The 13,846-nt window shown below is 65.1% G+C and carries 11 protein-coding genes; 5 read left to right on the forward strand and 6 right to left on the reverse strand.

Annotated elements, in window-relative coordinates; genetic code table 11:
- Positions 1-239: 239 nt before the first annotated feature.
- A complete protein-coding gene (locus BMX61_RS11160; RefSeq protein ID WP_092742556.1) occupies positions 240-797 on the forward strand; it encodes a gluconokinase in 558 nt (185 codons plus the stop codon).
- Positions 798-818: 21 nt separating this feature from the next.
- On the opposite strand, the gene BMX61_RS11165 is transcribed toward BMX61_RS11160, so the two are convergent.
- Positions 819-2,744, reverse strand: a complete 1,926-nt coding sequence (locus BMX61_RS11165; RefSeq protein WP_083639637.1) for an FUSC family protein — start codon at positions 2,742-2,744, stop codon at positions 819-821.
- Between the two features lie 350 nt (positions 2,745-3,094).
- Between BMX61_RS11165 and BMX61_RS11170 the strand changes: the two genes are divergently transcribed.
- Together BMX61_RS11170 and lldD are read left to right on the forward strand one after the other, a co-directional pair.
- Positions 3,095-3,931 (forward strand): FCD domain-containing protein, encoded by an 837-nt coding sequence (locus BMX61_RS11170; protein ID WP_075629749.1) that lies wholly within the window; start codon positions 3,095-3,097, stop codon positions 3,929-3,931.
- Entirely contained in the window at positions 3,928-5,181 is a 1,254-nt protein-coding gene (lldD, locus tag BMX61_RS11175; protein ID WP_083639636.1) for an FMN-dependent L-lactate dehydrogenase LldD, read from the forward strand. Before BMX61_RS11170 ends, lldD begins: the two co-directional genes overlap by 4 nt.
- Positions 5,182-5,229: 48 nt before the next feature.
- Here the strand turns inward: lldD and BMX61_RS11180 are convergent, their stop codons facing one another.
- The 3 genes from BMX61_RS11180 to BMX61_RS11185 form a co-directional block, all read right to left on the reverse strand.
- Positions 5,230-6,519, reverse strand: coding sequence for a GGDEF domain-containing protein (locus tag BMX61_RS11180; RefSeq protein WP_075629748.1), 1,290 nt, complete (start codon positions 6,517-6,519; stop codon positions 5,230-5,232).
- A gap of 88 nt (positions 6,520-6,607) precedes the next feature.
- Positions 6,608-7,465, reverse strand: a complete 858-nt coding sequence (locus BMX61_RS24670) for a transporter substrate-binding domain-containing protein (RefSeq protein WP_170854928.1) — start codon at positions 7,463-7,465, stop codon at positions 6,608-6,610.
- Positions 7,466-8,128: 663 nt separating this feature from the next.
- Entirely contained in the window at positions 8,129-9,151 is a 1,023-nt protein-coding gene (locus BMX61_RS11185; RefSeq protein ID WP_075629746.1) for an LLM class flavin-dependent oxidoreductase, read from the reverse strand.
- A gap of 377 nt (positions 9,152-9,528) precedes the next feature.
- Here BMX61_RS11185 and BMX61_RS11195 point away from each other — a divergent pair, with 377 nt between their 5' ends.
- Positions 9,529-10,602 carry an alpha/beta hydrolase family protein gene (locus BMX61_RS11195; RefSeq protein ID WP_075629744.1) on the forward strand — a complete coding sequence of 358 codons (1,074 nt, stop codon included), beginning with the start codon at positions 9,529-9,531 and terminating at the stop codon, positions 10,600-10,602.
- 41 nt (positions 10,603-10,643) lie between these two features.
- On the opposite strand, the gene BMX61_RS24675 is transcribed toward BMX61_RS11195, so the two are convergent.
- Positions 10,644-10,817: a hypothetical protein gene (locus tag BMX61_RS24675; protein WP_170854929.1), complete on the reverse strand. Its 174-nt coding sequence runs from the start codon at positions 10,815-10,817 to the stop codon at positions 10,644-10,646.
- Between the two features lie 140 nt (positions 10,818-10,957).
- The gene (locus BMX61_RS11200) at positions 10,958-12,016 is read right to left on the reverse strand and encodes a LacI family DNA-binding transcriptional regulator (RefSeq protein ID WP_075629743.1); all 1,059 of its coding nucleotides are present in this window, start codon (positions 12,014-12,016) and stop codon (positions 10,958-10,960) included.
- A gap of 291 nt (positions 12,017-12,307) precedes the next feature.
- On the opposite strand from BMX61_RS11200, the gene BMX61_RS11205 reads away from it, so the two are divergent.
- Entirely contained in the window at positions 12,308-13,837 is a 1,530-nt protein-coding gene (locus tag BMX61_RS11205) for a sugar ABC transporter ATP-binding protein (RefSeq protein WP_075629742.1), read from the forward strand.
- The last annotated feature ends 9 nt before the right edge of the window (positions 13,838-13,846 follow it).

Raw genomic sequence — 13,846 nt, forward strand, 5'->3', positions numbered from 1 at the left:
GCGCGATTATACCAAGGTATCGGTCGTGGACCGCGCGTCCTTTTTCACGCCGAAACGGGTCTAGCTGGGGCTCGACAAGGCACCTGTCCGGCCCATATGCCGAGAGGTACATGGGTGAGCGGCGGTATCTGTGGCGGTGCTTGGCCTGTCGGGGAGACGCTATGAAGCCGCTTCACCTCATCCGATGTCCCGCGCTGGCGCATCGGTCCTAGGCTTCCTGTCGATGGAGGATTGACTGCATGTCTTCACGCGAAACTGATGCCCTGCCTGCGGGTGCGTGCGCCATCCGCCCCGGCCTCTCGGTGGTGGCGATGGGGGTTAGCGGCTGCGGCAAGAGTTCGATCGGCCTTGGCCTTTCGGCGCGAAGCGGTCTAGCCTTCATCGAAGGCGACCGGCTGCATCCGAAGGCCAATGTCGAGAAGATGGCGGCGGGCATCGCCTTGACGGACGAGGATCGCTGGCCCTGGCTGGACAAGATCGGCGCCGAGATCGCCGCGGCCCATGCGGATGGCAAGGCCATCATCGTCGCCTGCTCGGCCCTCAAGCGCAGCTATCGCGACCGGCTGCGCGCGGCCGCCTCCGGCGCGCTCGCTTTCGTTTATCTGGAAGGGTCGGTCGAGCTGCTGAAGCGGCGCATGGGCGCGCGCACGGGTCACTTCATGCCGGTCTCGCTGCTGGAAAGCCAGTTGAAGACGCTGGAGGTTCCGACCGGCGAGCCGAATGTGGTGACGGTCGCCATCGATGCCTCGATCGATGAGATCGTCGCGCGCGCCTGCGAGGGGCTCACCAGGCTTTAAGTCTGTCACAAGGGTTCAGACCTACGCTTGATGGGCCGGCCGGCGCGGCGCCGGAGCATCGGCCCGCGCGGCATGCCAGACGGCAGCGGCCTCGCCCGCGAGCAGCCGCAAACTGCGCAGGGCCTCGGCATGGTGGCTTTCCTGCCGGTGCCAGCGGCGCGGAATGCCGCCGAGATCGTGCAGCGCCACTTCAGCCGCGATGCTGGACAGGCCCGCGGCGCGGCGGGTGGCCTCGATCACCTCGGCGCTTTCGCCACGGCGCACGGCATCGAGATAGGCACCGTTGGCCTTGAGGCCCTGCGCGATCAGTTGCGGCAGCGAGGGGCCACGATCCGGCCAGAGCGCCAGCACACAGAACAGCGCGGCAAAGCTTCCGAGCAGATTGTCGAGAATGCGCGCCGAGGCACTGCCGGCGCCTGGCTGCAGCAGTTCGGTCACCAGGATGAACAGCATGGTCAGCGTGACGACGAAGATCGTGTAGTTGACCGTGCGCAGCGCAATGGTCAGCCCTGCCAGCGGCAGGGCAATCAGCGCCAGTATGGGTGGCGCTGCTGCGAGGTGCAGAAGGCCAAGGGCCGCCGCGCCGCCGAGGAGACTGCCGAAGATCCGCTCCAGGCTGCGGGTCCAGGTGGTGCGCGCTGCCGATTGCATCACCACCACCGTGGCCATTATCGCCCAATAGGGATAGCCAAGGCCGAGGCTGAGCGCGACATACCGCACGATCGCGACGCTGACTGCTTGGCGCAGGGCCTGGCGCAGGCCGGCTTGAAGCGAGGGGAGCGGCGGTGCGGCCAGCAGCGGCGGCTCTGCGGGCGACGCGGCCCTTGCCAAGGGCGCAAGCGCCGCGTCGACGGCGCTGAGTACGCCCCGGATCGTCGGCTCTTCCATGGCGGCCCTGCCACGGGCAAGCCGCGTGAGCCGCCGTGCCAGCAGTGCCCGCGTCCCCGGCACCTCGGCTACCGTCATGCGGGCGGCCATCAGGGCATTGCGCAGAACCTTGGCGCTGGCGATCCGCTCTTCCGCCGAGCCGATATCGGTGATGAAGGCATGTTCCAGCGCGATGAGCGCGTTGAAGCACGCCTCAGCCTCCCGCAGATGCAGGCAGAAATGCGCGACTTCGGCCTGCGCATCGCCCTCGTAGCGGCTGATGAGGACACGCAGCCGCTCAATGGCGATACGGATGGAGCGGCGATGCGCGGCATGTTCGGGATGCCAGAGCCGATCGCGATGCGGGCGGATGCCGGTGGCGGCGAGATCGAAGGCCATGTCGCTCAGCCGGGCGAACATGGCCACGCTGTCCTGGCGAAGGGCGAGCACCGGGTCGATGCGCCAGAGCCGCGCGATCACCAGACTGGCCCAGAGCCCGCCGGAGAGGAAGGCCAGCGCCAGCACCATGGCGCCTTCCGCCGACGCCGGAAAACCGACGGCGACGACCGCGACGACGGCCAGAAGCGTGGCCAGCATCTGCGAATGTGCCAGGCGGATCGGGAGAAGGATCGACAGGAAGACCAGCATCGGCCCGGCCAGCATGGCCGGCACCGTGCCGAGCGAGGCGGCCCAGGCGCCCAGAAAGGCAACGACGGCGCCGGCGAAGCAAAAGACCAGCAGCAAGCGATGGCGCAGCCGCGAGGGCCCAGCGATATCCGAGAGGCAGAGCCAGAAGGCGGCAAAGATCGCCCAGCTGAGTCTGTGCTCGCCGAGAATGAGGATCAGCGCCAGGGGAAGAGCGACGATCAAGGCCGCTCGCGCGCCCTCCTGCAAGGCAAAATGTTCCGGCGTCAGGCCGAAGGAACGCAGCTCCAGCCAGCGTCCGACCCGCCGCAGCCAGGCCGCCGCACCGCCGGCCCCGCCCGGACGGCTGGCCTCGGCCACCTGATAGGACGCATCCGCCGCACGGATCAGCCGCGCCAGCCGTTTCGCTCTGCCCTCCGTGCCGTCGTCCACCATCCTTTGCGATCTCCTGTGTGCGGCCGGTGAGAACAGCTATTCCACTTGTGCCCGACTGTGGTCGCGAGCGTCGTGGCAAACCGCCGTGACGCGTGGGCAGCGTGTTTGCCCATGCGGCCTTCAAAGCTTTAGCGCATCCCGAACCGATCTCCTCGCCCACAAATGCACGGCAGCCATTCGGCTGGAGAAAGCCAGCGGTGAACGAAAATTGGTATGACCAATAGAGTATTTGACATTCTCGATCATGTCCGACATCAAGAAATAATCGCATTATGAGCCAGGGGGATCAAATTGGTAGGACCATTAAGGGCTGACCGATCCAAAAGACAGACAAGATAGACAGGACGAGTATGGGGCCGTTGGCCAATCAGATCGAGACGATGCTGCGAGAGCAGGCTCTTGCGCCAGGCGTGCGCCTACCGGGCGAGCGGCAGCTGGCGGCCGACCTTGGCGTATCCCGCTCCAGCCTGCGTGAAGCTCTGCGTGAACTGATCAGCCATGGCCGCCTCACAAGCCGGCAGGGCGGCGGCACATTCGTCGCCGCAGAGAAATTCCCAGAACCCACGATCGTTACGCCGGCCTCCGCCTCGCCGATCTCGGCCGCGCTCGCGCCGCTTTCATCCCTCGCGGAAGGCGAGCCGGGCTATTGGCTGGATGTCATGGAACTGCGCCGCTCGCTGGAAGGCGATGCGGCGGCACTCGCCGCCGAACGGGCGACGCCCGGCGATCACGCCCGGCTGAAGGCGGCGCTTGCTCATGTGATGGCGCCCCGACCGGAAGCGCCGCATGCCCAGGCCGAGGCCGATGCGGCCTTTCACATGACGGTTGCCGAGGCCTCGCACAACATCGTCCTGCGCCAGGTCATGGCCGGCCTGTTCGACCTGTTGCGGGCCAGCATCTCCGAAAGCCTGCAGGCGCTTTATCGTGCGCCGGCCAGTGCCGAGCCGCTGGCGCGCCAGCATCACGCCATTGTCAAGGCCATTCTGGCCGGGGACGGCCCATGCGCCCGCGCCGCCGCGCTCGATCATCTCGATCATGTCGCCACCCAGCTGCGGCCGCTGGCCGAGGCGGCTGCCCGCCACCGCCGCGCCGCCATGGCGCTGACAGACCATCGCCTTCGTGCACACGCCGCCCCTGACGGCGCGGCCTCGTCGTCCACCCCGTTACAGGACCCGCTCATCCCATGATCATCTCATCCGCCAGCGATTATCGCGAAGCCGCTCGCCGCCGCCTGCCGCCCTTCCTGTTTCACTATCTCGATGGTGGCGCCTATGCCGAACATACGCTCAAACGCAACGTCAGCGATCTCAGCGATCTCGCTTTGCGCCAACGCGTGCTGAAGAGTGTCGGCGAGGTCGATTTGAGTGCCAAGCTCTTCGGTGAGGCGCTGGATATGCCGGTGGCGCTGGCGCCGGTTGGCCTGACCGGCATGTATGCCCGGCGGGGCGAGGTGCAGGCCGCGCGCGCCGCGACCGCGCGGGCCATTCCCTTCACGCTGTCCACCGTCTCCGTCTGCCCGATCGAGGAGGTGCAGAGCCAGGTCGGCCGGCCGATCTGGTTCCAGCTTTATGTGCTGAAGGACCGCGGCTTTATGAAGAATGCGCTGGAGCGCGCCTGGGCCGCCGGCATCCGCACGCTGGTCTTCACCGTCGACATGCCGGTGCCAGGCGCACGCTATCGTGACGCTCATTCCGGCATGTCAGGCCCGAACGCAGCCTTTCGCCGGATGCTGCAAGCTTTTGCCCATCCCGCCTGGGCGCTCGATGTCGGCCTGCGCGGCCGCCCGCACGATCTCGGCAATATCTCCGCCTATCGTGGGCAGCCGACCAATCTCGCCGACTATATTGGCTGGCTCGGCGCCAATTTCGATCCCTCGATCGGCTGGAAGGATCTGGAATGGATCCGCGAGACCTGGAAGGGACCGATGATCATCAAGGGCATTCTCGATGCGGAGGATGCGCGCGAGGCCGTGCGTTTCGGCGCCGACGGCATCGTCGTCTCCAACCATGGTGGCCGGCAGCTGGATGGCGTGCTGTCATCCGCCCGGGCGCTCCCGTCGATTGCCGATGCGGTCAAAGGGGATCTGACCATCCTCGCCGATTCCGGCATCCGCTCCGGTCTCGATGTTGTCCGGATGATCGCGCAGGGCGCCGACGGCGTTCTTCTCGGCCGCGCCTTCGTCTATGCGCTGGCCACCGCCGGCCAAGCCGGTGTGGAGAACCTGCTCGATATCATCGCCAAGGAAATGCGTGTCGCAATGACACTGACCGGCGCGCGTCGATTGTCGGAGATCACGCGTGACAGTCTCGTGCGGGCGTTGGCGGAGATGCCGGTCTCGGCCCATGGTCCTGCCTCCGCCAACCGCGCCAATGGCGGAGAAGGCGATGCGCGCGATCTGGTCGATGACGCACCAGCCTCCGTCTCTGTCCCTTCGTAAGGTCCGGGAAGCTGATGGCGCGGCTCGGGCTTGCCTGGCCGCTTCGTCTCAGGCGCTGATGGCCACGCGGTTGCGGCCGAGATGCTTGCTGCGATAGAGCGCGGCGTCGGCGCGGCCGACCAGCTCGTCGGCGCTCTCCTGCGGTGCGAGCATAGCCGTGCCAAAGGAGCAGGTGCGACAGCCCACCACCGGCAGCGGCGTCTGCGCGATGCGCAGCCGGATCGTTTCGGCGATGTCACGCGCTGCCTCAAGCTCGGTTGCGGGGCAGATCAGCATGAACTCCTCGCCACCCCAGCGCCCCAGCGTATCCCGTGGCCGCAGATCCTGGCGCAGGATCTCGGCAAAGGCAACGAGCACGGCATCGCCCAATTTGTGGCCGTGCCGGTCGTTGATCGCCTTGAAATGATCGATGTCGCCGAGGATCACGCTGAGCGCCGTGCCCTCGCGCCTGGCTTTGGCGATTTCGCGGTCCAAAGCCTCGTCCAGCCGGCGCCGATTGGCAAGGCCGGTCAGCAGATCGGTCTCGGCAAGGCGCTTCAGCTCCTGCGTGCGCTCGCTCACCTTGGTCAGCAGCGTGCTGTTCATCTCGCGCATGCTTTCGATCAGCACGTCGTTTTCGGCGAAGGCGCCTCGCAGCCGCTCAACGGTTTTGTTCAGCGTTGCGGCCAGCGCATGCAGCTCGGTCTGTCCACCGGCGGTCAAAACAAGCGGTTTGCCGGCGAGCTTGTCTGCGTCGATGTCGCGAACGAAAGCGTCGATCTGCGCCAGCGGCCGCCCGACCATGCGGCGGATGACATAGGCGAACATCACGCCGAGGATGAGGATCTTCACCAGCGAATTGACGAGGATGATCGCCACGGTGCGCTTGAGATGGTCGACGATCAGCGCGCGGTCGGAATAGACGGTAAAGCTGCCGACAGGATGCCGGCCGCCGTTTTCATCGACGTAAACAAGCGGGAAGCGCCGGGAAAAGGGCGCGCCGAACCACGGGTTGGTGCTTGGTGACAAGGTCCCGTCGCGGCCGACATTCCAGCTTTCGCCTGTTTCGCCGGCAATGCGGCCGACGGCGCCCATGCGCAGGTCGCGGTCGTCCTTGACCTCGACGCCGGTGACGATGGTGATCTGCTCCATGCCGGCCAGGATGCCCTTCAGCGCATCCGTGTTGAAGCGCCAGAGCGCATCAGTCAGGCCTGGGCTGAAGGTTCGGCCGAGATTGCCAACGTCCTCGGCGAGCTTTTGCGTGACCATGCGATATTCATAGACGAGCTGCACGCCGGTGAGCAGGACGGCGACCACGAAATAGCCGGCCAGGATCGTCCAGATAAGCCGTGGCGCCAAGCGGGCGCGGCTGGACTTGGTCGATGCGCCGACCTTATCGGATAACCCGCCTGAATGTCGCGATGGAGGAAGCCGGCTCACGGGCGCCTCACGGAGTTGCCAGGAAGGTGGTGTCGTAGACCGCGCGGATCTTGGGCCTGTCCTGAGGCGCGCTCCAGGCTTCCACGATCGTGCGGTAGGCGTCCGTCGGGCGCTCCGTTTCGAGGATCGCATCGATGCGCTGGACGGCGTTGCGCCCCTCGGGTGTCGCAGCGCACATGACACGCGGAAAGACCGGCTCGATCGATTCCTCGATGAGAAGAAGCGCGAAGGCATCGGCCTGGCCGAGACGCTCGGCATAATAGCCGGCAATGTTGCTGTAATCGATCAGATAGTCCAGCCTGCCGGTCAGCAGCATGCGGAAGGCCTCGCCAAAGTCCGAATGCTGCTCCTTGACGGGATAGCGTTGCAGCAGCGCGTCGATCGTCGGGCCCAGGGAACGGTTGCGCAGCAGGCTCGTCTTCAGGTCGTGGTGATCGCGTAACACATTCGTCAGCGAGAGTGGTCCGAGTGCCTGGAAGCGCGGCAGCGCCTGCCGGTTGATGATGATGCGCAGCGGATAGAACATTGCTACGGGTCGTGAAAAGACCGCGAAGGTCTCGCGCTCCGGTGTCTTCACCCCACCGACGAAACACCAGTTCGCGCCCGATTTCATGGCGCTGACGATGCGCGGAAACGGCGCTTCAAGAATTGTTTGCGGCAGGTCAGACAGCCGTTCGCTCAGAATATGGCGGATCCGGTCGAAAATGCCCCTGTCGGTGTCGGGCCCCTCGCGCATCATGAAGGGCGCTGCATCATAGATCGCCCAGGTCAGCGGGCTGCTCTCTGCCTGCGCCGACGCGGGGCCGGGCAGGACGAGAGCCGACAAGATCGCGGCCAGCGCATAGGGCAGGAAGACATGCCTCAAGGCCTCCCCTCCCATGCAGGAGCGAGCGACGAGGCGCCATGCAAAAAGCGCAGCGGAAGGGGACGGGCGACCCAGGTCGGTATATTGATATGATCGAATAGGCGACGAGAATCTGTAAGGACGAGTGAACGCAATGCGCATAACGCAGACACCGCACCCATCGCTCAACCCCCATATTTAAGCCGACAGTGTCATTATGGGTCGAAGTGTACATATCTGATTAACACGCGACGCGTTCTATTGCCGAGGCTAACAACCTGTTTCGGCTTCAAACCCATTACGGACAGCGTTGCGCCAAGTGCGCATCGCGCTCAGGAAACTCATCTCATCCTGTAAATAATTGTTTTGAAAAGACAAAAGCAAACGGATTGCGGCGTGAGCTATTTCACGCCTCGTGCTTTTGCCCTGTCGCTTCGTCTGGCGGATTGATGACCAAGCGTTGCAAAAGCGATGCATTGCCGGAACGGTACCCGATATACCGTACGCAATGTTAGCTAATGCGCACTGAAGTCATGGGCGATGCAGGTTTAACAGACCCTGACCATGGCATCCGACTTCGCAAGCCGACCGATGCTGCCGGATGGAGTCGATCTGCGCAGGGGCATGAGAGTGTGCCGCGGATCCCTCCGCCGCCGAAATCGTCCTTCCGGCGGCGGTCCGGGCCTATCGCCAGCCGAGCGCCGGCGCCACGTGCTTGAGGATCGCCTCGATCACATGGGCGTTGTATTCCACGCCGAGCTGGTTCGGCACGGTCAAAAGCAGCGTGTCGGCCTCCGCGATCGCTTCGTCGGCGGCCAGTTGACGCACGAGCTGGTCCGGCTCTGCGGCATAGGAACGCCCGAAGATCGCCCGCGTGCTGGCGTCGATATAGCCGATCGAGTCCGCTTCCTTGCCGCTCTGGCCGAAATAGGCGTGGTCGCGTTCGTCCACCAGGGCGAAGATGCTGCGGCTCACCGACACGCGCGGGCTGCGCTGGTGGCCTGCCGCCTTCCAGGCTTCACGATAAGCGCGGATCTGGGCGGCCTGCTGCACATGGAACGGCTCGCCGGTCTCGTCGTCCTTCAGGGTCGAGCTCTGCAGGTTCATGCCCATCTCGGCGGCCCAGACGGCGGTCTTGTTGGAGCCTGCGCCCCACCAGATGCGCTCGCGCAACCCTTCGGAAGAGGGCTCCAGCCGCAGCAGGCCCGGTGGGTTGGGAAACATCGGGCGCGGATTGGGCTCGGCAAAACCTTCACCCTTCAGGGCCTGAAGAAAGACCTCTGTATGGCGGCGGCCCATGTCGGCATCGCTCGTGCCCTCTTCCGGCTGATAGCCGAAATAGCGCCAGCCATCGATGACTTGCTCCGGCGATCCCCGGCTCAGGCCCAGTTGCAGCCGCCCGCCGGAAATCAGATCTGCCGCGCCGGCATCCTCGGCCATGTAGAGCGGGTTTTCATAGCGCATGTCGATGACGGCCGTGCCGATCTCGATCCGGCTGGTCTTTGCGCCGACGGCCGACAGCAGCGGAAAGGGCGAGGCGAGCTGGCGGGCGAAATGATGGACACGGAAATAGGCGCCATCCGCGCCGAGCTCTTCGGCCGCAACGGCCAGATCGATCGATTGCAGCAGCGCGTCCGCAGCCGTGCGCGTGCCCGAATGCGGCGAGGGCGACCAATGGCCGAAGGAGAGGAAACCGATTTTCTTCATGATGCGTCACATTCCTGTCTCGGCTCGCGTTCGCGCCGTCCTGTCTTGCTTTGGCAATAACATGAGGATGCGCTGGGCGGAGCGGAAGGGCGGGAAACACAGTGTTCAGCAAAGCATGCCCGCGGCCGCCGGACGCCACCCCGCCCGCCGCGCGGTGATCATCCCCACCGCGCCCCGGACCGCCATGGCCGTCGATCCGGCGCGCGGCCCTTTCGGGCGAGCCGAAAGCCATTGCAACAGGACGCGCAAGGCCAGGAGCTGGGCAGGGATCAGATCGCGATCGAGGATGTCTCGAAACCTGATCCAGGACGCAGGATGCACAAATCAAACGCTATGATCCTGTCATCGTTTCACCATCGACCCTATGGAAAATCCTGATGAAAAACTGGAGACACAGTCTCGCCGCCCTCTTGCTCCTCGCCTCGGCCTTGCCGGCGCTGGCCGCCGAGCAGGTCGGTGTCCGACAAATCGAAGTCCAGTCGCCAGCCCGCGGCAAAGCCTTGTCCGTCACCATTTGGTATCCGGCCGAAGCCGGGGGCGCCGAAACGCTGGTGGGAAACAGCAGAATATTTGAGGGAACGTCGGCCTTTGTCGGTGCCAGCCCCGCCACAGGCCGACATCCGCTGATCCTCCTCTCTCACGGATCGGGCGCCAGGGTGGAAACCATGGCCTGGCTTGCCAAGCCCCTGGTCGAGGCTGGCTTTATCGTTGTTGGTCCCAATCATCCGGGCACAACCAGCGGGGATTCGACGCCGGCGGATACGCCCAAACTATGGGAGCGGACAGAGGATCTTTCGCGCGTTCTCACCGCGCTGAGCGCTGATCTGCAATGGCATCCCTTCATCAATCCCGATCAGGTCGGCGCCCTCGGCTTTTCACTCGGGGGTGCGGCAGTGCTCGATCTGGTGGGTGGACGCGTCAACCTTGAAGCCTATGCGCGCTATTGCGAGGCTTTTCCCGACATGGCCGACTGCGTCTGGTTTGCCGGACGCCGCGGCTTTGTCAGCGGCGCGCAAGTGGCTGTTGAACCGCTTGATCTGCGCACGGTCGACAGGACACGTTACGAGCAGTCAAACCGGGATGCCCGGGTGCGCTTTGCCGTGCTCGTCGATCCCTCCATGGCGCAGGCTTTCGATTCGCAGAGCTTGAAAGCTATCGACATTCCCCTGCTCTTCGTCAATCAGGGCGAAGCCGGCAAGGTTCCTGTCTCGGTCGCGGCGGACGATCTCGTCAGGCTTACCCCGCGCGGATCGCTGATCCATATCCCGCAGGCCGTTCACTTCAGCTTTCTGCCAGAGTGCAAGCCGGACGGCGCCAAAATCCTGCGATCGCTGGGCGACCCCGATGGCCTATGCGGCGACGGCGGGATGCGCCCGCGCTCCGACATTCACGCGGAACTGGCGGATCGCGTCACGCAGTCCTTCATCCGGCAATTCGACGGCCAGCGATAGGGCGAGGAGCGGGCTGCAAATCGCACAGATCGCGCCCCGCCTCACCGATTCTCCGCGCCTGCCTCCGCTTCCGCCAGCAGCTTCTCCTGCACGCCGTAGCGGCTGGCGGCGGCAGCGCCGGTCGTATCGGCTGCCACCTCGCCGCCGCGCATCACAACGGCGTTGGAGGCCAGCTGCAGGCCCGCCTCGCGCAGCGCCGGCAACAGCCGCTTCATCGCCGCGCGCTGGATCAGCGTCGGCTTGCCCGGCCGGCAGGTGAATTTTAGCAGGCTGCTGCAAACGCTGTCGTTTTGCAGCAGCCTGCTAATGCATGTTCCCGGCCGATGACAACAGGCGCCTTGTCAGGCCGTGAGCCTCAGCGTCGCTGCGGACCGGTGACCGAGCCACGCACGATGAGATCCGGCATGATCAGGATCTCACGCGGCGGTTCCGGCGGCGCATCGAGCGATTGCAAAAGCAGCGCCATGGCCTGGCGGCCAATGGCCGAGCGTGGCTGGCGGACGGTGGTCAGCGGCGGATGGACGTAGGTTGCCTGGGGAATGTCATCGAAGCCGATCACCGACATGTCGCGCGGCAGCTCGTAGCCGCGCGCCGAAAGACCGTTGACCACGCCGATGGCGGTGGCGTCATTGACGCACATGAAGGCAGTCGGCGCGTCGCCGCGCATGAAGATCTGCTCCAGCGCCAGCCGGCCGCTTTCGATCGTGCCGTCGCCTTCCAGCACCATGCGGTCGCTGGCCGGGATGCGGGCGGCATCCAGCGCCAGTTCGAAGCCTTTGAGGCGCCGCTGATGGCCGAGCTTGGTGCGCGACTCGCCGATGAAGGCGATGCGGCGATGGCCGGCCGAAAGCAGATGTTCCGCCGCCTTGCGCGCCCCGGCCAGATCGTCCACGCCGACATAGGAAACACGGCCATTGAAGACCGGCTCGAACAGGCCGACGGTCGGCGGCAGACGCTCCGTCATCATCTGGTGGCCGAAGGGCGCATGGCCGGTGAAGAGCAGCAGGCCGGCCGCCTGGTTGGAGTTGAGGAACTTCAGATAGTCGAGCCCGCGTTCCGGGTCGTTCTGCGTATGGCCGATCAGCACGCCATAGCCATGCGCCCGCGCCTCGTTTTCCAGCCCGACGAGAATGCTGGAGAAATTCGGGTCGCCAATGTCGGGCGCCAGCACCAGGATCATGTTGGACCGGCCCATGCGCAGCGACCGCGCCATGGCATTGGTCGTGTAGCCGGTGATGGCAATGGCCTGGTTGACGCGCTGGCGGGTGGAGGTCGCGACCTTTTCCGGCGTGTGAATAGCGCGGCTGACCGTGGCGATCGACACATCCGCCATCCGCGCGACATCCTCGATCGTCGCCGTCGAGGTGGCCTGCAGGCTCGCCGCAGATGGGAAGGGTGTGGGGCGGGAAGGCATATCAGGCGGTTGGGTCATGAGCTTTCGGCCCGCCTTCGCTTCTGGTCGGTGCCGGTCCGGCGAGACGCCGCAGCCAGGCAGGAGACAATGAAGAGGGCAGGGGCGTTTCGCCGGTCCGGCCGCCATCTTCCTCCAGGGAATCGCGCGCGAAGATTAGCGCCTACTCAGGCGTCAGGTAAAGCGGGGTCTGCCCCGGATATCCCATGTTTTATCGACTGTGTAAACCTTTACATCGGTCATGTAAAGGTTTACACAGTCGATGCAGCGGTGGAGGCCGCGGGGAGGAACAGCATGAGCGAGCCAGCGGCCGGGCCGGGTCATTCCCTGCTTGCGGCAGAGCGTATTTCCAAGAGTTTCGGCGAAGTCCAGGTGCTGTTCAGCGTCGATTTCGACGTGCGCCCGGGCGAGGTTCATGCGCTGATGGGGGAAAACGGCGCCGGCAAATCGACGCTGGTGAAGATCCTCTCCGGCTTCGAGCGGCCAAGCGCCGGCCGTATCCTGATCGATGGCCAACCGGTGACCTTGCCACAGAACGGCGCGGCCGAAGCGCTCGGCATCGTGCTGATCCACCAGGAATTCAATCTCGCAGATCATCTGACCGTCGCGGAAAGCCTGTTCCTCGGCCGCGAGATCGGCCGCTTCGGTGTGCTTGACCGCAAGACCATGCGTGCGGAAACCCGCCGGGTTCTGGACGAGCTGGGTGCGCGCATCGACGAGAACGCGCTGATCTCCTCGCTCGCCGTGGCCGACAAGCAGATGGTCGAAATCGCCAAGGCGATCAGCCGCCGCGCGCGCATCATCTTCATGGACGAGCCGACCGCCGTGCTGTCGCGCGAGGAGACCGCGCTTCTGTTCAAGCAGGTGCGGCGGCTGAAGGCGCAAGGGGTCAGTTTCGTCTTTGTCTCGCACAAGCTGGACGAGGTGATGGAAATCACCGACCGCGTCACTGTGCTGCGCGACGGACAGTGGGTGAAGACCGCGCCGACGTCCGATCTCGATGGAGAGGCGATCGCCCAGCTGATGGTCGGCCGCGAACTTTCCAGCCTCTATCCCGCCAAGGACGAGCCGGATGTGGATGAAAATGTCGTGCTCTCGGTCAAGGGGCTGACGACGGCCTATGTCAAGGATGTCAGCTTCGAGCTGCGCAAAGGCGAGGTGCTCGGCTTTTCCGGGCTGATCGGCTCCGGCCGGACAGAGCTGATGGAGGCCGTCGCCGGCCTGCGCCCGCGTCTCTCTGGCGAGGTGCTGTTGCATGGCGCGCCGCTTGCGCCGCTGGCCTTCCGAGAGGCCAATGGCCGCGGCCTCGCCTATATGACCAAGGACCGCAAGGGCAAGGGCCTGCTCCTGGACGAAGGCATGACGGCGAACCTGACGCTGCAGTCGATCGACCGGCATGTGCGCCACCACTATCTCGATCCGGCTTCCGAGGCGCGCGCCATGGCCCGCGCCAAGCGCCGCTTCGACATTCGCGTGCGTGACGACAAGGTGCGCGCCGGCCGCATGTCCGGCGGCAACCAGCAGAAGCTTCTGCTGGCCAAGATCATGGAAACCGAGCCCGACGTCATCATCATCGATGAGCCGACACGCGGTATCGACGTCGGCACCAAGCAGCAGATCTACCATTTCATCGCCGCGCTCGCCCGCGAGGGACGCTCGATCATCGTCATTTCCTCGGAGATGCCCGAGGTGATCGGCCTGTGCACCCGCGTCGCGGTGATGCGCGAGGGCGAGCTGGTTGGTCTCCTGGAGGGCGAAGAGGTCAGCGAGCAGGTGATCATGCGCTACGCCGCCGGGCTGAAGCGGCGCGAAGCGGCCGCCTGACCCGTCGCG

It is taken from the genome of Xaviernesmea oryzae, from assembly GCF_900109605.1.
GTDB classification, from domain to species: domain Bacteria; phylum Pseudomonadota; class Alphaproteobacteria; order Rhizobiales; family Rhizobiaceae; genus Xaviernesmea; species Xaviernesmea oryzae.